At 40.7% G+C, this 25,800-nt stretch carries 20 protein-coding genes; 10 read left to right on the forward strand and 10 right to left on the reverse strand.

Going from position 1 to position 25,800, the window contains the following annotated elements; all coding sequences use genetic code 11:
• The first annotated feature begins 17 nt into the window (after nt 1-17).
• Together ACNKW3_RS11140 and ACNKW3_RS11145 are read left to right on the forward strand one after the other, a co-directional pair.
• On the forward strand, nt 18-1,067 hold the full coding sequence (locus tag ACNKW3_RS11140; protein ID WP_427399371.1) for a 2-dehydropantoate 2-reductase: 1,050 nt from the start codon (nt 18-20) through the stop codon (nt 1,065-1,067).
• 29 nt (nt 1,068-1,096) lie between these two features.
• Nucleotides 1,097-1,927, forward strand: a complete 831-nt coding sequence (locus ACNKW3_RS11145) for an HDOD domain-containing protein (RefSeq protein ID WP_427399372.1) — start codon at nt 1,097-1,099, stop codon at nt 1,925-1,927.
• A 7-nt stretch (nt 1,928-1,934) separates the two neighbouring features.
• Here the strand turns inward: ACNKW3_RS11145 and ACNKW3_RS11150 are convergent, their stop codons facing one another.
• Nucleotides 1,935-2,738: an acyl-CoA thioesterase gene (locus ACNKW3_RS11150; protein WP_427399373.1), complete on the reverse strand. Its 804-nt coding sequence runs from the start codon at nt 2,736-2,738 to the stop codon at nt 1,935-1,937.
• Nucleotides 2,739-2,975: 237 nt separating this feature from the next.
• On the opposite strand from ACNKW3_RS11150, the gene ACNKW3_RS11155 reads away from it, so the two are divergent.
• The 3 genes from ACNKW3_RS11155 to ACNKW3_RS11165 all read left to right on the forward strand — a co-directional run bounded on the left by ACNKW3_RS11155 (nt 2,976) and on the right by ACNKW3_RS11165 (nt 6,209).
• Complete coding sequence (locus tag ACNKW3_RS11155) at nt 2,976-4,292, forward strand: spinster family MFS transporter (RefSeq protein WP_427399374.1); 1,317 nt, start codon at nt 2,976-2,978, stop codon at nt 4,290-4,292.
• Nucleotides 4,293-4,398: 106 nt separating this feature from the next.
• Entirely contained in the window at nt 4,399-5,409 is a 1,011-nt protein-coding gene (locus tag ACNKW3_RS11160; RefSeq protein WP_427399375.1) for a helix-turn-helix transcriptional regulator, read from the forward strand.
• Nucleotides 5,406-6,209 (forward strand): alpha/beta fold hydrolase, encoded by an 804-nt coding sequence (locus ACNKW3_RS11165; RefSeq protein ID WP_427399376.1) that lies wholly within the window; start codon nt 5,406-5,408, stop codon nt 6,207-6,209. The genes ACNKW3_RS11160 and ACNKW3_RS11165 overlap by 4 nt, the downstream gene beginning before the upstream one ends.
• 36 nt (nt 6,210-6,245) lie before the next feature.
• Here ACNKW3_RS11165 and glgC read toward each other — a convergent pair whose 3' ends face one another.
• The gene (gene glgC / locus ACNKW3_RS11170; RefSeq protein WP_427399377.1) at nt 6,246-7,499 is read right to left on the reverse strand and encodes a glucose-1-phosphate adenylyltransferase; all 1,254 of its coding nucleotides are present in this window, start codon (nt 7,497-7,499) and stop codon (nt 6,246-6,248) included.
• Nucleotides 7,500-7,667: 168 nt separating this feature from the next.
• Here glgC and ACNKW3_RS11175 point away from each other — a divergent pair, with 168 nt between their 5' ends.
• Nucleotides 7,668-8,837 carry an MFS transporter permease gene (locus ACNKW3_RS11175; RefSeq protein WP_427399378.1) on the forward strand — a complete coding sequence of 390 codons (1,170 nt, stop codon included), beginning with the start codon at nt 7,668-7,670 and terminating at the stop codon, nt 8,835-8,837.
• Nucleotides 8,838-8,860: 23 nt separating this feature from the next.
• On the opposite strand, the gene ACNKW3_RS11180 is transcribed toward ACNKW3_RS11175, so the two are convergent.
• The 6 genes from ACNKW3_RS11180 to ACNKW3_RS11205 are packed head-to-tail and all read right to left on the reverse strand — an operon-like array spanning nt 8,861 to nt 15,745.
• A complete protein-coding gene (locus ACNKW3_RS11180) occupies nt 8,861-9,769 on the reverse strand; it encodes a hydroxymethylglutaryl-CoA lyase (protein WP_427399379.1) in 909 nt (302 codons plus the stop codon).
• Nucleotides 9,762-11,750 (reverse strand): acetyl-CoA carboxylase biotin carboxylase subunit, encoded by a 1,989-nt coding sequence (locus ACNKW3_RS11185; protein ID WP_427399380.1) that lies wholly within the window; start codon nt 11,748-11,750, stop codon nt 9,762-9,764. The genes ACNKW3_RS11180 and ACNKW3_RS11185 overlap by 8 nt, the downstream gene beginning before the upstream one ends.
• Nucleotides 11,747-12,535 carry an enoyl-CoA hydratase/isomerase family protein gene (locus tag ACNKW3_RS11190; RefSeq protein ID WP_427399381.1) on the reverse strand — a complete coding sequence of 263 codons (789 nt, stop codon included), beginning with the start codon at nt 12,533-12,535 and terminating at the stop codon, nt 11,747-11,749. The genes ACNKW3_RS11185 and ACNKW3_RS11190 overlap by 4 nt, the downstream gene beginning before the upstream one ends.
• A gap of 11 nt (nt 12,536-12,546) precedes the next feature.
• The gene (locus ACNKW3_RS11195; RefSeq protein WP_427399382.1) at nt 12,547-14,154 is read right to left on the reverse strand and encodes a carboxyl transferase domain-containing protein; all 1,608 of its coding nucleotides are present in this window, start codon (nt 14,152-14,154) and stop codon (nt 12,547-12,549) included.
• A gap of 23 nt (nt 14,155-14,177) precedes the next feature.
• Nucleotides 14,178-15,350 (reverse strand): isovaleryl-CoA dehydrogenase, encoded by a 1,173-nt coding sequence (locus ACNKW3_RS11200; protein WP_427399383.1) that lies wholly within the window; start codon nt 15,348-15,350, stop codon nt 14,178-14,180.
• Nucleotides 15,347-15,745 (reverse strand): MerR family transcriptional regulator, encoded by a 399-nt coding sequence (locus ACNKW3_RS11205; protein WP_427399384.1) that lies wholly within the window; start codon nt 15,743-15,745, stop codon nt 15,347-15,349. Before ACNKW3_RS11205 ends, ACNKW3_RS11200 begins: the two co-directional genes overlap by 4 nt.
• 207 nt (nt 15,746-15,952) lie before the next feature.
• On the opposite strand from ACNKW3_RS11205, the gene ACNKW3_RS11210 reads away from it, so the two are divergent.
• Nucleotides 15,953-17,125: a thiolase family protein gene (locus ACNKW3_RS11210; RefSeq protein WP_427399385.1), complete on the forward strand. Its 1,173-nt coding sequence runs from the start codon at nt 15,953-15,955 to the stop codon at nt 17,123-17,125.
• 25 nt (nt 17,126-17,150) lie between these two features.
• Here ACNKW3_RS11210 and ACNKW3_RS11215 read toward each other — a convergent pair whose 3' ends face one another.
• Both ACNKW3_RS11215 and sbcB read right to left on the reverse strand, forming a co-directional pair.
• Nucleotides 17,151-18,794, reverse strand: a complete 1,644-nt coding sequence (locus tag ACNKW3_RS11215; protein WP_427399386.1) for a DUF342 domain-containing protein — start codon at nt 18,792-18,794, stop codon at nt 17,151-17,153.
• Nucleotides 18,795-18,811: 17 nt separating this feature from the next.
• Nucleotides 18,812-20,221: an exodeoxyribonuclease I gene (gene sbcB / locus ACNKW3_RS11220; protein ID WP_427399387.1), complete on the reverse strand. Its 1,410-nt coding sequence runs from the start codon at nt 20,219-20,221 to the stop codon at nt 18,812-18,814.
• 349 nt (nt 20,222-20,570) lie between these two features.
• On the opposite strand from sbcB, the gene ACNKW3_RS11225 reads away from it, so the two are divergent.
• The 3 genes from ACNKW3_RS11225 (at nt 20,571) to hrpA (ending at nt 25,757) form a co-directional block, all read left to right on the forward strand.
• Nucleotides 20,571-20,801 (forward strand): hypothetical protein, encoded by a 231-nt coding sequence (locus ACNKW3_RS11225; RefSeq protein WP_427399388.1) that lies wholly within the window; start codon nt 20,571-20,573, stop codon nt 20,799-20,801.
• Between the two features lie 76 nt (nt 20,802-20,877).
• Nucleotides 20,878-21,885 (forward strand): isoaspartyl peptidase/L-asparaginase family protein, encoded by a 1,008-nt coding sequence (locus tag ACNKW3_RS11230; protein ID WP_427399389.1) that lies wholly within the window; start codon nt 20,878-20,880, stop codon nt 21,883-21,885.
• Nucleotides 21,882-25,757 (forward strand): ATP-dependent RNA helicase HrpA, encoded by a 3,876-nt coding sequence (hrpA, locus tag ACNKW3_RS11235; protein ID WP_427399390.1) that lies wholly within the window; start codon nt 21,882-21,884, stop codon nt 25,755-25,757. The genes ACNKW3_RS11230 and hrpA overlap by 4 nt, the downstream gene beginning before the upstream one ends.
• Nucleotides 25,758-25,800: the final 43 nt, after the last annotated feature.

The raw sequence follows: 25,800 nt of genomic DNA on the forward strand, positions 1-25,800 counted from the left end.
ACTGGAGTTCAGGGTAAATGCCAAAGATACCACAACATGATGCTCATCACATTGTATTTGGCGCAGGTCTAATAGGGTCTTATCTAGGGGCTTGTTTAATTAAAGCAAAACAGCAAGTGACCCTGTATGGTAGAGAGGAACTGTTTTCTAAGCTACAACACAATTTTAAAATTGCTGACTATTCCGGACATCATTATACAGTACCTCAATTACCTCATTTTATGACGTCGATTGAACAGAAAACCACAGTTGAAAAAGCGGATGTTGTTTGGTTGACGGTTAAATGCACCGCCTTAACCACAGTAATCGATGAATTAAGTCAATTAGTGGATGAAAGCACTATTATTATTTGCTGCCAAAATGGGGTGGGTAATCATAAAATTATCAAAAATGCGTTTCCACAAAATCAGGTGATCCGCGCGATGATCCCGTTTAACGTTGTTTCTGATTCGCCTGGGGATTTTTTCAGAGGCTCAGAAGGGCACATGACCTTAGAAATTACCGCGCCGATGGAAAATACTGTGATTTGGCTGGCAAGACAACTTGATTGTGATTTGTTACCGGTTGATATCAGCCATAATATGACAGCTCTACAATGGGCGAAACTGCAATTAAATTTAGGCAATGCCATGAATGCACTGGTCGATATGCCAGTAAAAGCCATGTTGGAGAACAAGAAATATCGACTCATCATTGCGTTAATGATGGATGAATTACTAAAAATTACCGAAAAACAGAAAATAAAACTACCGAAAGTTACAAATTTGCCGAATAAATGGATACCAAAGGTATTACGCTTGCCCAATTGGTTATTTAATATTGTTGCGCAAAAGATGCTAGCAATAGACCCCAAAGTTAGAACATCCATGTATTGGGATCTTAAAAACGGGAAAAAAACCGAGATTGATTTCATCAACGGAAAAGTGGTGGATGAGGCGGCAAAGTTTGATATTTCAGTACCTGCGAATCGTTTAGTGACTGCATTGATAAAAAAGCGAGAGCAGGGTAAGCAAGATACAAATGATGAATTAGAAAAACGCTTCAGTGCGCTATTGAAATCGCGCTGACAAAAAAGGATTGGAGTGGCGAAGTTCTTATGAACGCAATTGAATATGCTAACAGAGCATCAAAATTATTTGCGGTTCCTGAAACGGCAACTAAGATAAAACATCTTTCAGACTCTGGCTCAGCGCAGATGCGTGATATTGCTAGGGTCGTGTCTTCAGATCCTGGGTTAGCCGCTCATGTACTGAAACTCGCAAATTCAGCTGTTTATCGATTTTCGCGAAAGATTGAAGATCTGGAAAAAGCAATTCAAATCATTGGGGTTAATTCAGTTTACGAATTTGCTTTAGCATTTGCGGTGTCAGACTCACTAACCAAAGAACATTACAAATATATCGATGTAAAAAAATACTGGTTTCAGTCATTAAGCTGCGCATTGTTCTGTCGAGAAATAGCCAAAATATGTCATGAAAAAGATGGCTCCAGACTTTTCATGGCAGGGTTGTTTCATAATATTGGTGAACTTGCTGTATTACGCATTAATCCAACTCTAGCGCGTGACTGTGGACGTTTTAACGCGACAAAATTTCCTAAAACAGTGCAGCAGGAGCTGTTAGGCTTTGGCTATGCGGAAATTTCTGCCTCATTGTTACAAAAATGGTTATTGCCAGATTCCATCGTTAGCACAGTCGCAATGCAACACCATGATGAATCGCCTGCCGTAACCCAAGAGATTCAAATATTGCAACTGGCTTATACGCTTTCGATGATTATTACCTATCCAGATCTATATGATTTGGAGCTCTTTGTACCTGAATTTCTTTACACCAGTTTGAATATTTCATCCGAAGAAATAGACAGTGTTATCAACAAAGTACGTACAGAAACAGAAAAAACTGTGCATTTATTTGTTGATCATTAGAGAACGTTCAGTCAAATACAGCTACCGTTTGTCGCGACAAGGCAATCACTTCGCCGTCTTTATCCCAAATGGTGGCTTCGGTGTGTCCATAACCGCCCGCTGCTTGTCGTGTTTCTGCTTTATAAGCAAACCAATCCGTAGGCCCGATAGGGCGATGAGGGTGAATAAATTCCAAATTCCAACTCACGGTACTGGCGGGAGACGGCCATTTTAACATTTGTAGTAGCGTTGGCGGCCAAGCATCTATAATCCCCACGATGTGTGCATCAGTGATTTCGGCCGGCGCAGTTTTATAACGCATCCAACCATAATATTGCGCTTGTTTTTTGCCTGTGAAGGGAATTCCTCCTTTTTCTATGGATAAGTCAAAATGGCGCAGGAATTTTGGCGTTATTTTGGGTATCTGCGGGATAAAATTAGATTTCTCCGGCAAGGGTAAGTTATGAACTTCTTCATTCTTTACTTCAATCTTTGACTGTCGTTGTTCACCAAAACAAGCTTGAACCACGACGGCCACTTTTTGTTCTTGAATAGCGCGAGCCTGAAGTTGAGATACATTTTTTCCTTCACGAAGAACTTCCACTGTAATAGTAAAGTTTTGTTCCGACAATAACGGCCCCACAAAATTCGTGGTAAGTGATCTGAGCACCCTTGCAGAATCAACATTCAATTTACAAGCATAATAGAGCAGAGCAGCACTTATGCCACCATATACAGTGCGACCTTGTGACCAATCTTTGGACACCGATATTTCTACTGAGTGCTTATTTGGGGCTGCATCAATTACAGCAAAAAGTTGGTCTATGGTCATTATGCTTCTACTTAAATTTCTGGTCCGATGAGAATGGAATGTAAAATATTTAAAGCTGCGAGACAACTCACCAGTAGTGTGTAGAAACTATAATTTCCCATGATATTTACAAATAATTCACATAAAGTGGAACAATATTAACAATGTACATTACCTTAAGCTTATGGATGGCTGTGTAAGCAGCAAAGTTAGACTGTCTAATAAATAATATTGACGAGAAGTGATCGGAGATAATGCATGAGTCAATCAGCAACAGAAACCATTAGCCAAGGTGAAACACCGTCGGGTGCTTACCGAAATTATGTGTTGTTTATACTGACCTTAGTGTATGCCTTTAATTTTATTGATCGACAAATCATCGGGATTCTATCTCCCTTTATACAAGCAGACTTAGGTTTGTCAGATGCACAGTTAGGTTGGTTGAAAGGCTTTGCATTTGCTTTGCTTTACACTATCGTCGGGATTCCAATTGCTTGGTTAGCAGACAGATATAGTCGGGTAAATATTGTCAGTGTCTCACTGGCGCTATGGAGCGGATTTACAGCCTTATCAGGGGTTGCAACTAACTTTTTCCAACTAGCTTTGGCTCGCGTTGGTGTTGGTATTGGAGAAGCTGGCGGTAGTCCTCCTTCACATTCCATGTTATCCGATTTATTCGCGCCTCATGAACGCGCAAAAGCACTTGGCATTTATTCTTTAGGTATTCCTTTTGGGATCATGGCAGCTTATTTGGCTGCAGCGTTTTTCTTGCAAGGGGGAAGTGCTGATTGGCGTTCTGTCATGATAGCGGTGGGTATACCCGGCGTATTGTTAGCGTTATTGGTCAAATTTACGGTAAAAGAAACCGTACGCACAAGTGTTGGCAACGGTCCGGCGCAAATGAAGTTTACGACAGCTGTATCCACTTTACTTCGAATTCCTACCTGGTGGGGAATGTGTCTAGGTATTTCGTTCGGCTCTTTTGGTAACTATGCAATAGGCGCCTGGATTATCGACTTCTTCGTGCGCATTCATACTGATATGCCGGTTCAAACCCTGCTCATTACTTTCGGAATTATTAATGGTACCGCTTATGCTTTGGGCGTTTGGTTAGGTGGTGTTATTGCTGATAAATGGGGTAAAAAAGATAAACGTGGTTACGCTTGGTTACCAACGATATCGATGCTTATAGGTGTACCTTGTTTTGTCGCTTCGCTTTACGTGGCAAACCCATGGATCACATTAGCACTATTAACCATACTGCTATTCACTAGTGGCATGTATTTAGGACCTTGTTTTGCAATTGCACAAACCCTAGCGCCAGTAAATGCCCGCGCTATGTCGACAGCCTTATTCTTCTTTGTGCTAAATATTATTGCGTTAGGTGGCGGACCAACTTTCGTAGGCTTGGCCAGTGATTATTTCACGGAAAGCATGGGCAGCAGTGAAGCATTGCGATTTTCTTTGATGTTATTAACGGTGCCGTATTTACTTTCTATTCTTACCTTTTACTGGTCAAGTTTAAAAATACGTCAAGACTGGGCAAATTCTGAAGCAAAACAAAAAGCGATGTAATAAAAAGGGGATATGGGTCATTTATTGCCAAACAATTAAAAAAGCTCTACTGTATCTAGTCTGCTAGTAGAGCAAATTTTCGTTGTTCATTATTTAGGTTAATAGATTGGCAAGATCACATATTCCTGTGGTAAAGGTTTCACACTTGATAGAGTTACTTGAGCGCCATACTGGTGCTAAAAGTGCTTTTGGTAGTCGGACATTAGAAGATGTTTACCCAACAGATAGTGCACTTTTCGATGATGTGAAGGCTAGACAGCAACTACTAACGCTTATTAATGAAATGCCTTTGTCAGAACTAGGTCAATTACTGACACAGAAAGTGCTAAACGCAGAACATGAGGGTTTCGATAATGCTTTGCAACATTGTCAGTCAATAGAACAAGGGTTATATGTCATAAGCCAGTATTTGACGGTGAAACTACTAGGCATAGAAATAACCTTAGTTAAAAGAACTAACGAATATAGGTTACTTATTGATGACTTTTATTGGCAGCAAGATTTCCATCAATTGGTAATTCAAGTCGTCGTTAGCATGTTGATTAGGCATCTTCATACACTTACAGAGAAGTTCCCTGAGCTTAGTATTAAATATATCGCTTTTGATTTTGAAAAAACGTCAAAAAATCAGAATGATAAGCTTTATAAAGGTGTTGATTTATACTTCGAACAAACATTCTGTGCGATGAATATTCACATAAGTTCACGCCGTTCTAATACGCGGAAAATCAAATCTGAACGCTTTTTACAGGCAATTGAACTATGTGAATTTGAAAAACGCGCGTATCTAGAGACGGCACTAACAACACAAAAAGTTTGGCATTTAATTTCTCAATCGTCAGGTGCGAGTATTCCATCTTTGAATGAAATTGCGCACTTATTAAATACTAGCTCGCGAACTCTGCATAGAGAATTGTTAAAAGAACAGACTAGTTTCAGTGCTTTGGTCAATAATTTTCAAGCAAGTAAATCAAAACAGTTATTGCTATCGTATCAGTATTCAGTACAGGAAGTAGGGCAGCTTTTAGGATATTCCGATGTTGCTAATTTTAGACGAGCATTTAAGCGTTGGTACAAATGCTCACCCATAGAGTTTATTAGATTAAGAAGTAAATGAAGCCAAAACTTACACTACATTTTGCTCATGCGAATGGCTTTCCAGCTGCAAGTTATAAAAAGCTATTTAGCCAAATAGACGATCAAATCGACATTATTGCCATCGATAAATTTGCACATGATCCAAGGTTTCCACCTAATAACCACTGGCAGAATCAAGTCGATGAATTGATCAATTTCATACAGGCATCTAGTAATCAACCTGTCATAGGCGTAGGCCATAGTTTTGGCGCGGTTATTACCTACATTGCAAGTTGCCAAAAGCCGGAATTATTTTCTAGCATCATATTGCTCGATCCTCCGCTGGTAACTGGATTTTCCAAATATTTATTTCGGATGGCAAAAAGAAGCCCATTTATTAATAAAATCACACCGGCTGGGAAAACCGCAAATCGAAAACGCGAGTGGCCAATAGAAGCAAATTTATATGAATACTTCTCATCTAGAGCTTTGTTTCAGAATATGGATAAAGACTGTATTCATGATTATATTGATGCAGTCATTCATGAAGCGCCGCCGATTAAACGACTCACCTTTGATCCGAACATTGAATGTCAAATTTTTAGGACAATTCCAGATAATCTGAACAACTATTATGGAAAATTAAAAGTGCCGGCAAAACTGGTAACCGGCAAATATACCCAAGTCTGTGTGGATAAGTTGCGTACGCCATTTTTAAAGGGCAATCCCACTATGGAGCATTTACCTTTGAACTATGGGGGACACATGTTTCCTCTAGAACAGCCGCTTAAAATTGCAGACTGCATCAATTCAACATTAAAATCATGGGAGATTATCTAAGGCGATATAGCGATATCGCCTTAGGCAAGAATGGTTTTACTCTTTTGGCAGTGCTTCAATCATTTCTTGGGTGATTAATACAACACCACCGCTAGAAACTCTAAATCCTCGACTTCTGTCTTGATCGTGATCATGCCCAATCACCATGCCATCGGGAATCTGACAGCCTCTATCGATAATGGCTTTTTTAATCTGACATCTTTCACCTATTTTAACGCTAGGTAAGACAACAGTTTCTTCAACCAGACTGTAAGATTTAACTTTCACGTTACTAAAACAAATGCTGCGTCTTAAGGTTGCCCCAGACACTATGCAACCGCCTGATACCACGGAATTCAATGCTTCACCGCGTCTGTCATGTTCTTCCCAAACAAATTTTGCTGGCGGAAGTTGCTCTTGATAAGTCCATATTGGCCAGGTTTTATCATATAGATTTAGTTCAGGAACCGGGGCAACCAACTCCATATTGGCTTCCCAGAAGCTATCCAAGGTACCAACATCTCGCCAATAAGCGTCATTTTTGGCACTTTTTCTAAAATCAAAGGCGAATACATCAAAATTATTAATGATGCGAGGAATAATATCTTTACCAAAATCATGGGCTGAACTTGGTTGAGTTGCGTCTTGTCTTAATTGTTCGAACAGAAATTCAGTATCGAACACATAATTACCCATGGATGCTAAACAATAGTTGGGGTCGTCATGCAGTGGGTGAGGATCATCAGGTTTTTCGACAAAATCCGTTACTCGATTGTCCTGATCAACTGTTAATACGCCAAAGGCACCTCTTGCTTGTTCTATAGGTACTGACATACAAGATACTGTCATCTTTGCTCCAGATTCCACATGCCTTGCGAGCATTGGACCATAGTCCATTTTATAAATATGGTCGCCAGATAAAATCATTACGTATTTAGGTAATTCATCTCGAATAATATCAATATTTTGGTAAACCGCGTCAGCTGTACCTTGATACCAGTCTTCTGAAAAACGCTGGGACGCTGGCAGGATCTCTACAGATTCTCCCAGTTCTTTTTTGAAATGTCCCCAACCGCGCACAATATGGCGTATCAATGAGTGGCTTTTATATTGAGTAAGCACCCCAATGTTTCGAATGCCGCTGTTAATACAGTTTGATAAAGGGAAATCAATAATTCTAAATTTGCCACCAAAATAGAGCGCAGGCTTTGCACGCCAATTAGTGAGTTCATGAAGTCGGGAGCCTCGTCCACCAGCAAGTACTAGGGCATAAGTATCACGCGTTAAATTACTAATATATCTATTATTCATATGGCTATGTATTACACGCAAAAGTGACTGTAATTGTTAGACTATCTAAACAGAACCACGATTACCAGCTTTCCGTGAAAACTTATTAAACATCTGTAATGAAAACAAAAAAATCAAACTTAATACTGTATATACGCGTAGGATAAAAAAAACAAAAGACATACCACTTTGAACGTTAAAAAATCTCATCGCATTGGCATTTCACTTATTACTTCAAAATCGGCTGATCTACTGCTGTCGCCCAAAACAACCTTAACTACCATATTAAGTGCTGTGGGTGCACCTAGTTGGATGGTGCAATTATTAGTACCACTAAGAGAAGCTGGCGCCTTGTTGCCACAAATAGGTTATTCAAAGTTACTGTCCAAAGTAGAAGAGCGACAAAAATACTGGATTCTGGGAATGTATCTTCAATTTTTTTCCAGCTTAGGCATGCTCTCTGTGATATTCGTGCAAGATGCCATTTGGGCCGGCGTATTAATGTTACTCAGTCTAACTTGTTTTTCATTTGCTAGAGCACTTACGTCACTCATTATGAAAGACATCCAAGGCGTGCATATTGATAAAGGAAATAGAGGAAAGTTACTGGGTAGTGCAGGTACCATTTCCAGTGCTATCTCTGTCGCTGTTGCCTTACTTTCCATGTACGGAAGCATGACGAAAGACGCTAACTCTGTGTTGATCGTCGGCGGAATCGCGGTATTTTGCCAATTAACAGCTACTATAGTGCTAACTAAGTTAACTACCAAGGTAGATACTCAAGAAAATAAGATCAAAATACTCTGGTCTGAAAATTTCACTCAGTTTGTCTTAGTGAGAAGTCTGTTGGCCCATTCTGCGCTTCTAGCGCCAATTTTTGTATTAGCTTTTGATGGTGATCTGGTCAATATTCTTGCTTATTTAATTATTACCCAGTCAGCAGCTGGTTTTGTTTCTTCCTATCTTTGGGGAAGTTTATCTGACAATAATGCTAAATTGAGCATGCAAATTGGCGCTGTTATCTGCTTACTCTCTAACGCTGTGCTGTTGTTCGGTATGTTTGCAGAACAAGCTTTGTTAGCTAATCATTATTTTATTATCGCTTTATATTTTGTGCTTTCTATAGGCCATAACGGTATTCGCACTGGTAGAAAAGTCTATGTGGTCGATATTGCAAAAGGGCAAAACAGAACTGAATTTGTAGCAGGCGCAAACACCGTTGTTGGCGCTGTCATTTTGGTGCTAGGCGCGCTCTATTCAGTGGTTTCAACTCACGCGTTAAGCACAACACTAGCATTGATGACGGCGCTACTTGCGGTCGGTTTTGTGTTAAGTTTTTGGTTAAAAAATGAAAAATAACCACTGTTCTTGTCAGGTAGGCGCTATGAAGAACAGGCTTGGCCAACTTTCGAATTATTCAACCTTTGTAATTTTTGGCTAATGTCTTGACCTGCTGCAATTAATAAATCTAAGTCTACCCCAGTATTTATTTGCATGTTGTTTAACATGTAGATCAGATCTTCTGTGGCTAAATTTCCTGAAGCACCTTTGGCGTATGGACATCCCCCAAGACCTGCAACAGAAGCGTCAAAACAAGCTATACCTTGTTGTAAACTGGCTAAGACATTGGCTAATGCCTGTCCGTATGTGTCATGAAAATGCATCGCAATTTTTTCTTTTGGGAAGCGACTTAATACCGCTGATAATAAAGCTTGGGTCGCAAGTGGTGTTCCCACACCTATGGTATCGCCTAGGGATATTTGGTAGCAACCCATGTTCAACAGACTGTCGCAGACATCAATCACTGACTGATGTGAAATTTGCCCTTCATAAGGACAGCCTAAGACACAACTCACATAGCCTCTAACAGGTATATTGCGTTTTTTAGCCTCAGTAAAAATCGGTGAGAAGCGTTCTAAGCTTTCTGCAATGGAGCAATTAATGTTTTTTTGGGTAAAACTCTCAGATGCTGCACCAAAAACAGCAACCTCGTCCACATTGGCATCAACAGCATCTTCAAAGCCTCTTAAATTTGGTGTTAAGGCACTATAGCAAATGTTTTGGTGTCGTTTTATTTGAGCGAGGACCTGATCACTATTGGCCATTTGAGGTACCCACTTAGGCGAAACAAAGCTACCTACTTCAATTTTGCTAAGCCCTGTGGCAGATAACTGATCGACTAAGGCGACTTTGTCTTCAACACTGACTAGACTTTTTTCGTTTTGTAGGCCATCTCTTGGGCCTACTTCAACGATTTCTACAAATTCAGGTAAATCAGCTCTATTAATCATCTAGACTCTCTAACTCTATTAAAGTAGCACCACCATCGACTCTATCACCGGCAGAAAAATAGCAATTCACTACTTTGGCATCAGCACTGGCTTTCAAACTTTGCTCCATTTTCATAGCTTCTATGATGGCCAAGGTTTGTCCGCTTTCTACGCTGTCACCTGGGGATACTAGAATATCCACTATAGTGCCATTCATAGGCGCTAGTATATTGCTGACGAGTTCGTTATCCTCGGCGTGATTTAAGACGTTTTGCGGCAGCGTAAAACTCAAGGTGCCGTCATAGGTAAATAGACTAATTAATCCGGTAGTTGCATCAAAATAAAAGCCAAGTCGTTTGGTTGCAGTACCTAGTGTGATATTCATGCTATCTGCAAGCATGTCAACCTTTACTGCATAAGATTCTTGGTTTAGTTGAACTTTAAAAGCCCCTTGGTTGAGATGTTCAAATACCAGATCAACTTGATTATCTTTAATCAACAGTGATATTGGGGTCTTTTTGCAGTGATTTAATCTATAACCGGCATATTTCGCGAAAGGATTGCTAGTCAAGGATTCAGGTTTTTGCACGTTTTTATTTAACGCTACCAAACCTGCCGCAATCACATACTGAACATCTAACTCAGCCGTTGATTGAAGCAAGGATTCATGACGAGAAATAAAATCTGTCGTTAATTGTGCCTGGCTGAAGGGCTGAGATTTTGCAACTTGGATTAAATACGGAATGTTCGTTTTTACCCCCGCGATTTCGTAAGCGGCAAGGGCATTGACCAGTTGTTTAAGTGCGGTTTCTCTGTCATCAGCATGTACAATGAGTTTTGCGATCATGGGATCGTAAAACATACTGACTTCATCGCCTTGAACAACACCTGTGTCAACACGAACCTGTTTGGTTGTGGTAGGCGTTTTAAGGTGTTTGAGCAGACCTGTACTAGGTAAAAAATCATGCTCAGGATCTTCAGCATAAATGCGCGCTTCAAAGGCGTGACCAGAGATAGATAACTCATCTTGAGCTTTAGGTAGAGGCTGACCATCGGCGATCATAAGCTGCCAAGCAACCAAATCTTCACCGGTTATCATTTCAGTCACTGGGTGTTCTACTTGTAACCTAGTATTCATTTCCATGAAGTAAAAACTACCGTCTTTATCATAGAGGAACTCAATGGTACCTGCACCGGTATAATTGATGGCACTAGCAGCTCGCAGCGCGGCTTCCCCCATGGCTTTTCTTTGCTGTTCAGGAAAATTGGGGGCAGGGGCTTCTTCTATGATTTTTTGATGACGACGTTGGACTGAACAATCGCGTTCAAATAAATAAACGCCATTGCCATGACTGTCACAAAATACTTGTATTTCAATATGGCGAGGTTCAGTTAGATATTTTTCAACGAGCATCAAATCGTCGCCAAAACTGTTTTTAGCTTCTCGTTTAGCCGCTTCTAGCGCATCGAAAAACTCATCGTCTTGCCAAACTAATCGCATGCCTTTGCCACCGCCGCCAGCTGCCGCTTTTAACAACACTGGATATCCAATGTCTTGGGCTTGCTGATGCAAAAAGTCAGCATCTTGGTTATCTCCATGATAACCTGGCACTAGGGGCACGCCTGCATCTTGCATGATGCGTTTTGCTGCTGATTTAGAACCCATTGCAATAATAGAATCTTCGCTAGGGCCAACAAAAATGATATTATTGTCAGCACAGAGCTTAGCAAAATGGGCATTTTCAGATAAAAATCCATAGCCAGGATGAATGGCATCTACACCAGATTCTTTGGCTTTTTGTATTATGTACTCTGCTTTCAAATAGCTTTCGGTGGCAGGCGCAGGCCCAAGATGAATCGCTTCATCTGCCATTTTGACGTGCAACGCGTGTTTATCTGCGTCTGAATAGACCGCAATTGTTTTGATGCCTAGTTGCTTTGCTGTTCGAATAACGCGGCAGGCTATTTCGCCACGATTAGCAATTAATAAGGTGTTTATCATAGGGCGCCAATCCAGCTAGGTTTGCTTTTATTTAAAAACGCACTCAGACCTTGTTGTCCTTCTTCAGATACCCTTATATCTGCGATTTTTTGACTGGTCGCTGACATAAGCTCTTCATTGATAGGCGAATTTGCCAAATCTAACACCAGTTTTTTTGCAGCTGCAACAGCCTTAGGCCCATTTTTTAAGATGTGAGTAATAATGCTATCAATGGTTGAATCTAACTCATCTTCGCTCACTGTTTCACTTAATAGACCTAAGCGTCTAGCTCTTCTGCTACTAATGACTTCAGCGGTCATAAACAAGCGTTTGGCTTCTCTAGCCCCTATGGCATCAATTACATAGGGAGAAATGGTTGCAGGGATTAAGCCTAATTTGACTTCGCTGAAACAAAATTTACTGAGTTTGCTGCCGACAGCAATATCACAACAGGCGACCAGACCTACAGCACCGCCAAAAGCGGCGCCCTGTACTCGGGCAATCGTCGGGATATTGAGATTGTAGAGTTTATTTAACATTACAGAAAGTTGCATGGCGTCTGATTGGTTTTCTTCTACCGAATAGCTAGCCATGCGTTTCATCCAGTTTATGTCTGCGCCTGCACTGAAGGATTTTCCTTTGGCAGATAATATAAGTACTCGAACATCTGGATTTTGATCTAGGCTACTAAATGCTTCAATAAGCTCGTTTATCGTAACGTCGTCAAATGCGTTATGCATTTCAGGACGATTTAAAATCACCTTAGCAATGCCTTTTTTATCTATCGAAAATTCAATATTTTGCATGCTTAACTTCCTTACATACGGAAGATACCAAACTGGGTATCTTCTATTGGTGCGTTGAGTGCCGCAGCTAATGAGAGTGCAAGCACTTTTCTTGTGTCTTTAGGATCAATTACCCCATCGTCCCATAGTCGTGCAGAAGCGTAATAGGGATGACCTTGTTGTTCGTAGGTGTCTATGACAGGTTGCTTGATTTGTTGTTCCTGTTCAGGTGTAAATTGTTCACCAGCTCTCTCTGCTTGGGATTTTTTGATTTGCGCTAGTACACCTGCAGCTTGTTCGCCGCCCATCACGGAAATCCGGGCATTTGGCCACATAAATAAGAACCTGGGGTCATAAGCTCTACCGCACATGCCATAATTGCCAGCGCCAAAGCTACCTCCGATAAGAATTGTTATTTTGGGTACTTTCGCACAAGCTACCGCTGTTACCATTTTTGCGCCATGTTTAGCGATCCCACCGGCTTCATATTGTTTGCCTACCATGAAACCAGTAATATTTTGCAAAAATATTAACGGGATCTTACGTTGGCAACATAGCTCAATAAAATGCGCGCCTTTTTGCGCAGATTCTGAAAATAAAATGCCGTTATTCGCTAAGATACCCACAGGGAATCCATCAATATGGGCAAAACCACAGACTAATGTGCTGCCATAGAGGGCTTTGAATTCATCAAATTCACTATTATCGACGACTCTTGCGATGACTTCTCTAACATCGTAAGGCGTTTTGCCGTCTTTAGGGATTACGCCGTAAATATCGTCAATAGGATATTTTGGAGGTTGTGATTCACGCCTAACAACAGATAATGTTGTTTGACGATTTAATTGTGCTACAGAACGACGGGCAATTTCCAATGCATGATGATCATTGTTTGCCAAGTGATCAACTACACCTGACGTTCGACAATGCACGTCACCGCCACCTAATTCCTCAGCGCTAACCACTTCCCCAGTAGCCGCTTGTACAAGAGGCGGACCACCTAAAAATATAGTGCCTTGGTTTTTTACAATAATAGATTCATCAGCCATAGCCGGCACATAAGCACCACCTGCGGTACAACTGCCCATAACGACGGCTATTTGCGGGATGTTTTTTGATGACATATTGGCTTGATTAAAGAATATGCGACCAAAATGTTCTTTATCTGGAAAAACCTCATCTTGACGCGGCAGGTTAGCACCACCAGAATCAACTAAATAGATACATGGCAAATGATTCTGCTCAGCGATGGCTTGTGCACGCAAATGCTTTTTAACCGTTAGAGGATAATAGGTGCCACCTTTCACTGTCGCGTCATTTGCGACTATCATGCAGGTAATCCCAGACACCTGACCTATACCAGCAACCACACCGGCACAAGGCACAACATCTTCATATACTTCCCAGGCTGCTAATTGACCAATTTCTAAAAAGGCCGATTCGTCATCAAGCAAAACATTAATACGATCTCGGGCTAATAATTTGCCCCGTTCTTGATGCCGTTGGTTATATTTCTCGCCGCCACCTAGTAAAATCTTTTCAACGACCTGATAGAGATCATCTACTTGCGCTTGCATATGCGCTTGATTTTCTTTGAATTCGGCGCTTTGAGAATTAATTTTAGTTACAATTTCGCTCACAAAATTACCTATTGAATGTTGTGTTAAATTGATTCATTGAATAATTCGCGACCGATTAGCATGCGACGAATCTCAGATGTTCCAGCGCCGATTTCATAAAGCTTGGCGTCTCTAAGCAAGCGGCCGGTTGGATACTCATTGATGTATCCATTTCCACCGAGTAGTTGGATAGCATCTAAAGCCATCTTGGTGGCTAATTCGGCTGAATAAAGAATTGCCCCAGCAGCATCTTTACGAGTGGTTTCTCCACGATCACAAGATTTAGCTACTGTATAAACATAAGCGCGAGCGGCATTCATTTGGGTATACATATCGGCTATCTTGCCTTGAACTAGCTGGAATTCGCCGATAGATTTGCCAAACTGGCTGCGATCATGAATGTAGGGAACTACAATATCCATACAGGCCTGCATAATGCCTAAGGGACCGCCTGACAATACTAATCGTTCGTAATCTAAGCCGCTCATTAGTACTTTGACTCCGCCGCCAACTTCTCCCAACACGTTTTCAGCGGGTACTTCGCAGTTTTCAAACACTAGTTCACAAGTGTTTGAGGAGCGCATACCCAATTTATCCAGTTTTTGTGCTTGGCTGAATCCCGAAAACTCTTTTTCTACAATAAAAGCGGTAATGCCTTTAGAACCTGCGTTTACATCGGTTTTCGCATAAATAATAAAAACGTTGGCATCTGGTCCATTGGTGATCCACATCTTGTTTCCGTTAAGCACAAATTTATCGCCTTTTTGTTCGGCGCGTAATTTCATGCTTACCACATCAGATCCAGCATTAGGCTCACTCATAGCAAGGGCGCCTATATGTTCACCAGACACTAGCTTTGGCAAATATTGTAGCTTTTGTGCTTGGGTCCCGTTTTTGAATAATTGATTAACACATAGGTTACTGTGTGCGCCATAACTTAAGCCAATACCAGCACTTGCTCGACTAATTTCCTCCATGGCTACTGTGTGAGCAAGATATCCCATATCAGAGCCACCGAATTCTTCACTAACGGTTACGCCTAACAGCCCCATGTCGCCAAATTTGCGCCAAAGGTGGTTTGGGAACTGATTATCGTGATCGGCTTGTTCTGCCAGTGGGGCGATCTCATTAGTGGCAAAACTGTTGACATGTTCTCTTAACATGTCGACTTCTTCGCCTAAACCAAAATTTAAACTAGGGTAGGACGCTCGAATCATTTTGTACCTCTTGTTATGTCATTCAACTCTTCACGACAGCGTGTTTCAACTTCATCCAGTTCATTCATTAACATTTGAATATCATCTAGCTGTTGTTGCAGTATCGCGCGTTTATGTTCAGTAAGCTGAAGCATGGTTTTAAGTTGTTCGGCTGAATTGTGATTAGTATCGTACAATTCAAATAATTTACGAATTTCCGCCAAAGAAAACCCTAATCGTTTACCTCGTAGAATTAACTTAAGACGAACTTTATCTTTGTTAGTATAGATACGAGTTTGCCCGTTTCTTTTGGGCTCTATGAGGCCTTGCTCCTCATAAAAGCGGATAGAACGGGTGGTTAAATCAAAAAGTTTAGATATTTCACCAATACTGAATTGTTCTTTTTCTATCTTCATTTATTCACTCTAGTTACAATCTATACTGCAATGTGATAATAATGCTCTTTACGTTTACGTAAAGTCAAGTTAACGTAAACGTTATGTGTGAAATATTTGTAAATTTTTTTACATCTGTCAACTGATACCACTAAAGTATAGATACTTGTGTGATAAGGTTGGTTTATAGTGAGACTGCAAAAAGCATAAAGAATAGGAAGAAATACCATGAGTGATTCAGTAGTTATCGTAGCGGCTAAACGAACTCCAATGGGCGGTTTTATGGGAGGTTTGTCTAGCGTTCCTTCACCGGAATTGGGGGCAACCGCAATATCAGCTGTATTATCAGACAACTTACAAGACAGTATTGATGAAGTCATTATGGGCTGCGTACTGCCAGCTGGTTTAAAACAAGCGCCAGCGCGTCAAGCAACCTTAGGTGCAGGTTTACCGCTTGCTGTTGGGGCAACGACCATCAATAAAGTCTGTGGAAGTGGTATGAAAGCCATTATGCTTGCTCATGATTTAATTAAAGCTGGAAGCGCTGAAGCTGTAATTGCCGGTGGTATGGAAAGTATGTCTGGTGCACCTTATTTGTTACCGAAAGCCAGAGCTGGTTATCGTATGGGGCATGGACAGATGTTTGACCATATGATGCTCGATGGGCTGGAAAACGCTTATGACGGTCAAGCTATGGGATGTTTTGCTCAAGCTACGGCTGACGGTGAAAGCCTGACCAGAGAAGATATGGATGAATTTGCTATAAGTTCGTTGACCAAGGCACAAGCAGCTATTGATAGTGGCGCATTTGCTGATGAAATTGTCCCTGTTACTGTATCTTCAAGAAAAGGTGACGTCGTGGTAGACACCGATGAAGGCCCCGGCAGTGCGCGCGTTGATAAAATTCCTCAGTTACGACCAGCGTTTAAAAAAGACGGTACAGTAACTGCCGCTAATTCTAGCTCTATTTCCGATGGTGCTGCTGCGCTTCTTGTTATGTCTGAATCGAAAGCTAAAGAAAAAGGTTTAACGCCCATGGCACGCATTGTAAGTCATGCGACCAATGCTATAAAACCTGAAGATTTCACCGTAGCGCCAGTAGGCGCAATAGAAAAAGCGCTGTCTAAAGCTGGTTGGTCAGTAGATGACGTTGATTTATTCGAAATCAATGAAGCCTTTGCTATGGTTACCATGCTGGGTATTAAAAAATTAGGATTAGATCCTGCTAAGGTCAACATCAAAGGTGGCGCTTGTGCTTTAGGTCATCCAATAGGTGCATCTGGTGCGCGTATTGTTGTTACCTTATTACATGCCTTGAAACAACAAGGTAAGAAAAAAGGTGTTGCTGCGCTTTGTATTGGTGGCGGTGAGGGCACTGCATTAGCACTAGAAATGCTGTAACTTGATTTGGATTGGGAATTCGAATCTAAATAATAGGTTCGTATTCCCACTTTCCATTCTTCAAAAAGATCCGAGATTTTAAGTATTCTTTTTCGGCTTTCCAATTTTTCTTATTCAGCTTAACAAATACCCCAGGATAAAGTTCTTGAAAGGCAAGTACTCGAGCATCTGTTTCGTATTGCGCTAACTTTTCTCTGAGTTCTGTTTCCATTTTATCTAACCACTCTAAAAGCTCTTTTTCTTTTTCGAGCGCGTCTTCAAGTAGCTTCATGCGATCCCATAATTTTACTGGAATCACTTTAGGGCGAATTGCACTTGCGTGAATAACATGATCAGCATTGGTTTTGCGCAATTCAGTATGTAATTCATGCACAGATTCTAAGCGGTCATGTAAACGGTTAAATCCTTCGCTAAAATCGATTTCTAGTGCTGAACCTGAAACCGCACCTACGATGCCTGCGCGAATGGTACTATATGCATTAATTTTTGAAGCAAATAAACTACCGTTTGGATGATCTGGATTGCCAACGGTTATTTTGCCTTGGCATTTCACTCGAGAATAGGCTAATTGACGTCCAACGTTAATGTCTTTGCCGGCAATAATGTCTAAACCTTGGCCATGTTGAATAAAAACACTGCCGTTAGCATAGATTTGGCAGTCAGTAATATCCATTTTCCCGGTAGCACCTTGTGTAATGATAATGTCACCGCCAGCGCGAATAAGCGCTGATTCAACAAAACCATTAATGGTAATATCACCTTTAGATATGATTTGCATTTGCTCAGTGACGTCACCATTGACGATTACCGCGCCATCAAAATTGATATTGCCAGTTTTTACATTCACCCCTTTGGTAACAAAGGTATCATCAATAGACATTTGCTCATCGATGAATTTCGGCTGTCCAGAAACTGCCGCAATAATTAAATTTTCATTTTGTTCGTCTAATTGGGTATTGGGACCTAGTTTTATATCGATCCATTTACCTTCATCGGGCTTCACAATATCACCGTGAATATTAAAACCGTTTCGGCCTTTACTCGGTGGTAAGCGTTTAGCTATCGGTTGTCCTGCTTGTACACAGATAATTTCACCAAGGTTGCGCATATCGACTTTATCGCCCTGCTTAAACTGAGGTTGTAACACCCGATCGATAGCATTAGGTACTAATGGAAAAAGTCGAGAGTTTTTGCCGTGCCTAGGAGGCAGACCCATGGCTACATTGGCAGCATGCTCTACGCCAGGTTTATCTTCGGCGACTTTATTTAATAATTGGAGAATAGATTTTTTACTTATACCGCGTTTCACGCCTTGGTTATGAAAAGCGTCAACCAGTTTGTCTACACTAGGAAGATTACCGCTCTGTGGTTTTGTCAGCGCTAATTTAGCCGACATTTTATCTTCAGCTACGGTAATTGTGTATGGTGTGGTATTAAACTCGCCAATGACTCCTTTAATCGTATCTAGATTACCTTCATCTTTTGCATTTGAAATTGCATTGATGAGATCATCTAGTTCAAGGGCGCGAACTTTAAAATCTGAAAATTCAGACGACTTGATGAAATCAATGAACATAGTAGGGGAGAGATCAGCATCACATAACAAAGGATCAACTGTCGCCTGAAGTTCTTTGTTATCATTAATTGTGCTAAATGTTATGCCTTTCACATCATCTCCTATCAGCGTTAAATCGTTGCTAAATAGTTTTCCAGTTGTTTCAAAATAGCCAGATGTCTTTCGTTCGAGCTATTTTGCTGCGCCAACTCATAAATTCTCTCACCATAAGCTTGCAAAGAGAGGCAGCCATCTCCGTTTTGTAGCCTGTCAACACGATAGTGTTGCCACTGTTGTTGCATTTGGTCATCAAAAGACGACGGAAAGTTTCGTCCTTGATACTTAAATAATTGTCTTTTATTTAATGACGAATCTGTTTGTGCACTTAAAGCACCCAATTCCATTGGGTCGGCCTGTCTAACTTTCATCATCCATAATTTATCGGCAGGGGATGGAAATCCTCTAGAATAAAGCATTGCATCCACATTGCTGTCTTCAGATGTATAGTCTTTATTGGCAAAGAAACTCATGAGAAATTCCATCACTTGTGGATTATTCACCAATTGCTGTCTCCTTGACTCACACAAACTCAAATCAATGCCGAGTTCTTCTGCTCTTGTAGAAGATAAAACATTCATAGGAGCAACAAAAGGGCACTGGTTTATTTTAACCAGGTTAACCCCAGGTCGATTGTTGCTTTGTGAATTATACAACAAGTCTTGTAGTTGCTCGGCATTGCACGGTAGCAAGCCATCTATAGGTTTGGTTAAGTCAACACAAATGACCGAATTTTGATTACTTGGATGCTGAGCGATTGGCAAAATTATGCTACAGCAACCTTGATTTGCTGAGGTAAATCCAGATATATATACCAAACTTTTAAAACTGCCTAAATTGATATGGGAAGCGACCTGATGTTTGTCCCGACATTGCCAATAATAGTCGTAAAGTTTGGGTTGAACCTCTTTAATAATTTTGGCCATTCCTATGGTGGCATAAACGTCGCTAAGTGCGTCATGTGCATTAGCATGGGTAATGTTATTTGCCACACTCAATTGGTCAAGTTTAAAACAAGGTTTGCCGTCGTCGTAATAGCACCATTCAATACCTTCCGGTCTTAACGCATAGGCTGCTCTAACTAGATCGATAATGTCCCATCTAGAATTTCCTTGGGCGTATTCTCTATCGTAGACAGGATAGAAATTGCGGTATAACAGATGTCGAGTGACTTCATCATCAAATTTTAAACTGTTGTAGCCGGCTACACAGGTATTGGGTACTGTCATTTCCTGATAAATTTTTTGTGCAAACTGCATTTCAATGTAGCCTTTTTGTAAGCTCAATTGCGGCGTAATACCCGTTACTAAGCAGGCTTCAGGGTGGGGAAGGTAATCATTTGGAATTTGGCAGAAGAAATTACTGGGTTTACCAATAACCTCTAAATTAAGATCTGTCCTAATGGCAGCAAATTGTGCGGGGAAATCCAACTGAGGATTTGTACCCCAAGTTTCGTAATCATGCCAAAGAATAGTTTGCGACATATGGCGACTCGTTATATTTCAACAGCTTGGAGTCTAACGTTTCGGACCTTTAAGTTCAAATGATAGATCACATTCTACCAGCCCTTAAATTGTCGATTTAGTAAGTTTTTTAATAAACCTACAAAGGAATATAAAAAGTTATTTATATATCAATTTGAAATATGCAAAAAGTGTCAATCTTTTGACAGCCTAGCCTAAGCGATAACTGGCCTGAGATCGAAAAATGCAATGAAAAAATAGTAATTATTTTTATATTTTTAATGCTACTTTAGAATAATAAACGAGACGATTTTCAGAGTAATATAATTTCTCAGGAAAAAAGAAGCAGTTATTATATGAGGGTATTACCATGTTAGAAACACAAGACTTTTATACCTCAGATTCCCTTGATAATGGCCGGTATGGCAGCATAGTTACGCCTTTCTTCTCAATGCGGCAATTGAGATTAGTGTACAATGAGCTCAAGGGGAACACTGAATTTGAATATGATGACTTCGACGCTTTCAAACACAATGTATTGTCGTCCACAGTGCCGCAACTTGAACTTAGTAAGTGGCAAACCATAGCGGCGAGAAGATAAAGCTTATACTTGTGTAAGACAATAGACATTAATTCAAAAACCCCTTAGTGTATAGCCTTTCTCACTAGGGGGTATTATGAAGGCTATTTTTCGTTCAATCGCGATTTGCGTTACCGCTCTATTCGTATGTTTTAATGCTTATTCTAATCAACCCATTGCCATAGTTTTACATGGCGGGGCTGGCACTATTTCGCCAGATAAAATGACCAAAGAAGTTGAAGCCGCTTATTACGCTAAACTTAATCAGGCGTTAGATGCAGGCTATGCGGTGTTAAAAGACAAGGGTGAAGGATTGGATGCAGTAGTTGCAACCATTACTATTTTAGAAAACTCACCTCTGTTTAACGCTGGCGTTGGCGCTGTGTATACCTATGAAGGTGAACATGAGCTAGATGCTTCCATAATGCACGGAAAGGAGCGTCAAGCCGGCGCTGTTGCTGGCGTGAAAACCATTCAAAATCCCATTTTAGCTGCGCGTTTAGTGATGGAAAAATCTGTTCATGTGATGCTGTCAGGACAAGGTGCTGAATCCTTTGCCCATGAGCACGGATTAGCTAAAATAGATAACACAATGTTTGATACGCAGCGTCGTTTCGACGCCTTGCAAAAAGCCAAGCAACGCATAGATAAACTTTCCAGTATAGGTGTTGATAAATTGGGTGCAGATATGCGCTTTGGCACTGTAGGTGCTGTTGTATTGGATGCCCAAGGAAATATAGTCGCAGGTACATCTACAGGGGGCATGACAGCTAAGCGTTATGGTCGAGTGGGCGATTCTCCAATCATAGGAGCAGGAACTTTTGCAGATAACGCTTCTTGTGGTGTTTCAGCTACTGGTCATGGTGAATTTTTTATCCGCTATAACGTAGCGTCTGACATTTGTGCGCGCATGAAATATCAACATTTATCGCTACAAGATGCGGCTAACCAAGTAATCAACGTAGAATTAAAAGCAGTAGGCGGCGATGGTGGTATAATCGCGCTTGATGCTAAAGGAAATGTGGCAATGCCATTTAACACTTCAGGTATGTACAGAGCCAGTATAGATGGGCAAGGTAAACGAGTAGTAGCCATTTATAAATGATAGATTTTAATATTAAAAAGGCATTAGAAAAATGCCGAGTAAAAGATAGATTTAAGTTTCAAAAACGATTTCAAACCCTAAGCCAGCAAAAAAACATTGAACAAGAGGCACTTGAAAAACTACTGCTAGATATTCAAGAAAGCCAATCAAAAGTTACTAACAAGCAAGAATTGATTCCGGATATAGAATATCCGGATCTTCCTGTGTCAAATCGCCGAGAAGAAATTCAAAAACTGATTCAAGACAATCAAGTGGTGATCATTGCAGGGGAAACTGGCTCTGGTAAAACAACTCAAATTCCAAAGATGTGTTTAGAGTTAGGGCGGGGAACCACTGGCTACATCGGGCACACCCAACCAAGGCGTCTAGCCGCACGAAGCGTTGCCGATCGCATTGCGGATGAGTTAAACACGCAATTGGGTGAAAAAGTCGGGTATAAAGTTAGATTTAATGATCAAGTCGGGGATAACTCCTACATTAAATTGATGACCGACGGGATCTTACTTGCTGAAATTCAACAAGATCGATTTCTAAACGCTTATGACACCATCATCATAGATGAGGCCCATGAAAGAAGCTTAAACATTGATTTTCTTATTGGTTATTTAAAACGTTTATTGCCGAAACGCCCTGATCTTAAAGTGATTATTACTTCAGCAACCATAGATCCTGAGCGATTTGCGAAGCACTTTAACAATGCCCCTATTATCGAGGTAAGCGGTCGAACTTATCCCGTTGAAATTCGCTACCATGATCCTGTGGAAGAAGACGACAATGATCAACAAAGCATGATCATTAAGGCCGTTGATGAGTTAATGCGTGAACCTCTGGGCGATATTTTGATATTTCTATCCGGTGAACGTGATATCAGAGATACAGAAGACGCACTTAGAAAACGTCAATATAGAAACACCCAGATATTGCCGTTATACGCCAGACTTTCGAGCGCTGAACAACAGCGTATTTTTGCACCTCATAACCAGCGACATATTATTTTATCTACCAATGTGGCTGAAACATCCTTAACAGTGCCTGGTATCAAATATGTTATAGATACCGGTGAAGCAAGAATTTCCAGATACAGTGCAAGAAGTAAAATTCAACGCTTACCCATTGAAGCAATTTCACAAGCCTCTGCTAACCAGCGCTCTGGTCGTTGTGGACGTCAATCTAATGGTATTGCCATACGTCTGTATTCTGAGGACGATTTTAACGCTAGACCTGCATTCACTGATCCTGAAATTTTACGCACTCACTTATCAAGCGTTATCCTGCAAATGTTATCCTTAGGTTTAGGTGAAATTGAGCGCTTTCCGTTTGTTCAGCCACCGGATCAACGACAAATAAACGATGGCATTAAATTACTCGAAGAACTTAATGCTGTGGCACACAAAGGACGGCAATTACAATTAACGGCCATAGGTCAGCGGATGGCGAAATTACCCTTAGATCCGCGCTATGCACGTATGCTTATTGAATCTGAAAAATACGATGCGGTGTCTGAAATCGCAATAATCGCTGCGGGCTTGAGCGTACAAGACCCTAGAGAACGCCCAACGGATAAACAACAAAAGGCGGATCTAGCCCACGCGCAATTTGTCGACAAAGATTCAGATTTATCCAGTCTACAAAATCTGTGGTTAGGGTTTAAAGAACAACAAAAAACCACCAGTAACAACCAAGTAAGAAAATGGTGTAAACAAAACTTTATCCATTATCAGCGCATGCGAGAATGGCAAGACATTGTTAGCCAAATCAAGCAAACTCTGGTGGCGGTTAATTTAAGATTAAATCAGCAACCGGCTGATTATGAAGCTGTGCATCGCAGTGTGGCTGTAGGCTTGCTCTCGCAGATTGGTATGAAAGACAAAAACAAACAATATTTAGGTTGTCGCAATACCAACTTCATGATTTTCCCCGGTTCTGGTGTATTTAAACAGCAGCCTAAATGGTTAATGGCCACAGAATTAGTGGAAACTTCTAAATTGTATGCCCGCCAAGTGGCTAAAATTGATGTGGCATGGTTAGAGTCTATCAGTGAACACCTGAGCAAAAAGTCTTATTCAGAACCCCATTGGAGTAAAGATGCAGGGGCGACCAAAGCCTATTTAACCGTTACTCTATTAGGGTTACCCATTGTTAATCGTCGACTTGTGGAATATTCCAAAATAGATCCGGTGATTTCTAGAGAGTTGATGATTCGAGAAGGCTTGGTTTACGGTCATACCAAACTTAAATATGCCTTCTTAACCCATAACCAAGCACAAATTGAAGCGGTTGAATTACTCGAAAAGAAAGCACGCCGGCGAGATATCTTGGTTGACGAAGAAACCCTTTGTCAATTCTATGACAATATCATTCCTCATGACGTTGTAAATGAAGCAACTTTTAAAAAGTGGTGGCGAATAAAATCACAAAAGTCACCAGAGTTATTGCATTTTTCTTATGAAAGTTTACTCAAAAAATCCGCCGAGGAAATCACCGAAGGTGCTTATCCAAACGTATGGCATCAAGATGGATTGACTTTAAAACTGTCGTATCATTTTGAACCAAATGAAGCGATAGACGGTGTGTGCTTGCATGTACCTGTTACCATTCTCAATCAAGTAAAAGATGTAGGATTTGATTGGCTAGTGCCGGGCATGCGTCATGAGTTGATTGTGCAGTACATTAAAACTCTACCAAAAGCCTTACGCCGCAGTTTTGTGCCTGCCCCAAATTTTGCCGATGCTTGTGCGGGTGAAATTTCCCCTAAAGATAAAAATGGGCAAGATGTCGCCTTAGTGGACGCTTTAGCACTAAAATTATTTAGGATGACAGGCACCAAGGTAACAGGGGAGGACTTTGATAGCACGCAATTGCCTTCTCATTTGCGCTTTAACTTTGCTGCAATTGATGAAAAAGGCAAGATTTTGGGCTCTGCAAAATCCCTTGTTGAATTGAAAAAACAATTTCAACATAAACTCAAACATACCTTAGAAAAAGTGGCAGCTACTGACAACATAGAACAAAGTAGCTTAACTGACTGGAGCATTAAAGATATTCCGGCAGTGTACAAACGAAAGCAAGCGGGCTTTGAAATCACAGGTTATCCAGCGTTAAAGGTTAACAATAAAAGTGTCGATTTAGTCTTGTTCGACAGCGAAAGAGCTGCGCAAGAGTCCCATAAAGAAGGTGTTTTACACCTGATAAAAAACAACATTCCATCGCCTGTGAAGTTCTTACAACAAAAATTGCCAAACAAAACCAAGCTTAGCTTATATTACACGCCCTTCGGCCATGTATCAGTGCTTATCGACGATATAATCCTGGCGGCTTTATATTTGTTATGCGAAGAAATTCAACCGTTGGATCAGGCTAGAACTAAGCAAGTATATGAGCAAATGCGAGAACATTGTCGAATGCATTTGAACGACAAAGCCTTAGAAGTGGCAACGGGCATTGAAGACGGGCTGTCAACTGCGCATAAAATTCAATCTTTGTGTAAAGGCAATATTCCTTTAAACCTGATTAATAGCATTGCGCACATAAAAGATAACGTAGAAAAGTTAGTGTATAAGGGCTTTGTCTTGGATTTTTGTCAAGGCCGGTTAAACGACTGGAATCGATATCTACAAGCGCTAAAACAAAGGGCCGAAAAGCTAAAAGTTGATCCAAGTCGTGATAGATTAAATCAACTTGAGGTAGATAAGGCAGAAAGTGCTATACTCGATAAGGAGAAAGCTTTAAGCAAAGTCAGCGCTTCAAACGTAATATTGCACGAAGCGCGGGAAATGCTTGAAGAATATAAGGTGTCCCTATTTGCCCAGCAATTAGGCACCAAATTTCCAATATCATTGAAAAGAATAAAAAATAAACTCGAAGAATATTAGTAGTTTGTGTAATTAACGATGAAATGTTTCAATTTTGTTAACA

Source organism: Glaciecola sp. 1036 (genome assembly GCF_050306235.1).
Lineage (GTDB): Bacteria > Pseudomonadota > Gammaproteobacteria > Enterobacterales > Alteromonadaceae > Glaciecola.

Bases quoted from the DNA above. Each gene is read 5' to 3' on its own strand.
- ACNKW3_RS11140 (WP_427399371.1), top strand. From the start codon at position 18: ATGCCAAAGATACCACAACATGATGCTCATCACATTGTATTTGGCGCA.
- ACNKW3_RS11145 (WP_427399372.1), top strand. From the start codon at position 1,097: ATGAACGCAATTGAATATGCTAACAGAGCATCAAAATTATTTGCGGTT.
- ACNKW3_RS11150 (WP_427399373.1), bottom strand. From the start codon at position 2,738: ATGACCATAGACCAACTTTTTGCTGTAATTGATGCAGCCCCAAATAAG.
- ACNKW3_RS11155 (WP_427399374.1), top strand. From the start codon at position 2,976: ATGAGTCAATCAGCAACAGAAACCATTAGCCAAGGTGAAACACCGTCG.
- ACNKW3_RS11165 (WP_427399376.1), top strand. From the start codon at position 5,406: ATGAAGCCAAAACTTACACTACATTTTGCTCATGCGAATGGCTTTCCA.
- glgC (WP_427399377.1), bottom strand. From the start codon at position 7,499: ATGAATAATAGATATATTAGTAATTTAACGCGTGATACTTATGCCCTA.
- ACNKW3_RS11180 (WP_427399379.1), bottom strand. From the start codon at position 9,769: ATGATTAATAGAGCTGATTTACCTGAATTTGTAGAAATCGTTGAAGTA.
- ACNKW3_RS11185 (WP_427399380.1), bottom strand. From the start codon at position 11,750: ATGATAAACACCTTATTAATTGCTAATCGTGGCGAAATAGCCTGCCGC.
- ACNKW3_RS11190 (WP_427399381.1), bottom strand. From the start codon at position 12,535: ATGCAAAATATTGAATTTTCGATAGATAAAAAAGGCATTGCTAAGGTG.
- ACNKW3_RS11200 (WP_427399383.1), bottom strand. From the start codon at position 15,350: ATGATTCGAGCGTCCTACCCTAGTTTAAATTTTGGTTTAGGCGAAGAA.
- ACNKW3_RS11205 (WP_427399384.1), bottom strand. From the start codon at position 15,745: ATGAAGATAGAAAAAGAACAATTCAGTATTGGTGAAATATCTAAACTT.
- ACNKW3_RS11210 (WP_427399385.1), top strand. From the start codon at position 15,953: ATGAGTGATTCAGTAGTTATCGTAGCGGCTAAACGAACTCCAATGGGC.
- sbcB (WP_427399387.1), bottom strand. From the start codon at position 20,221: ATGTCGCAAACTATTCTTTGGCATGATTACGAAACTTGGGGTACAAAT.
- ACNKW3_RS11225 (WP_427399388.1), top strand. From the start codon at position 20,571: ATGTTAGAAACACAAGACTTTTATACCTCAGATTCCCTTGATAATGGC.
- ACNKW3_RS11230 (WP_427399389.1), top strand. From the start codon at position 20,878: ATGAAGGCTATTTTTCGTTCAATCGCGATTTGCGTTACCGCTCTATTC.
- hrpA (WP_427399390.1), top strand. From the start codon at position 21,882: ATGATAGATTTTAATATTAAAAAGGCATTAGAAAAATGCCGAGTAAAA.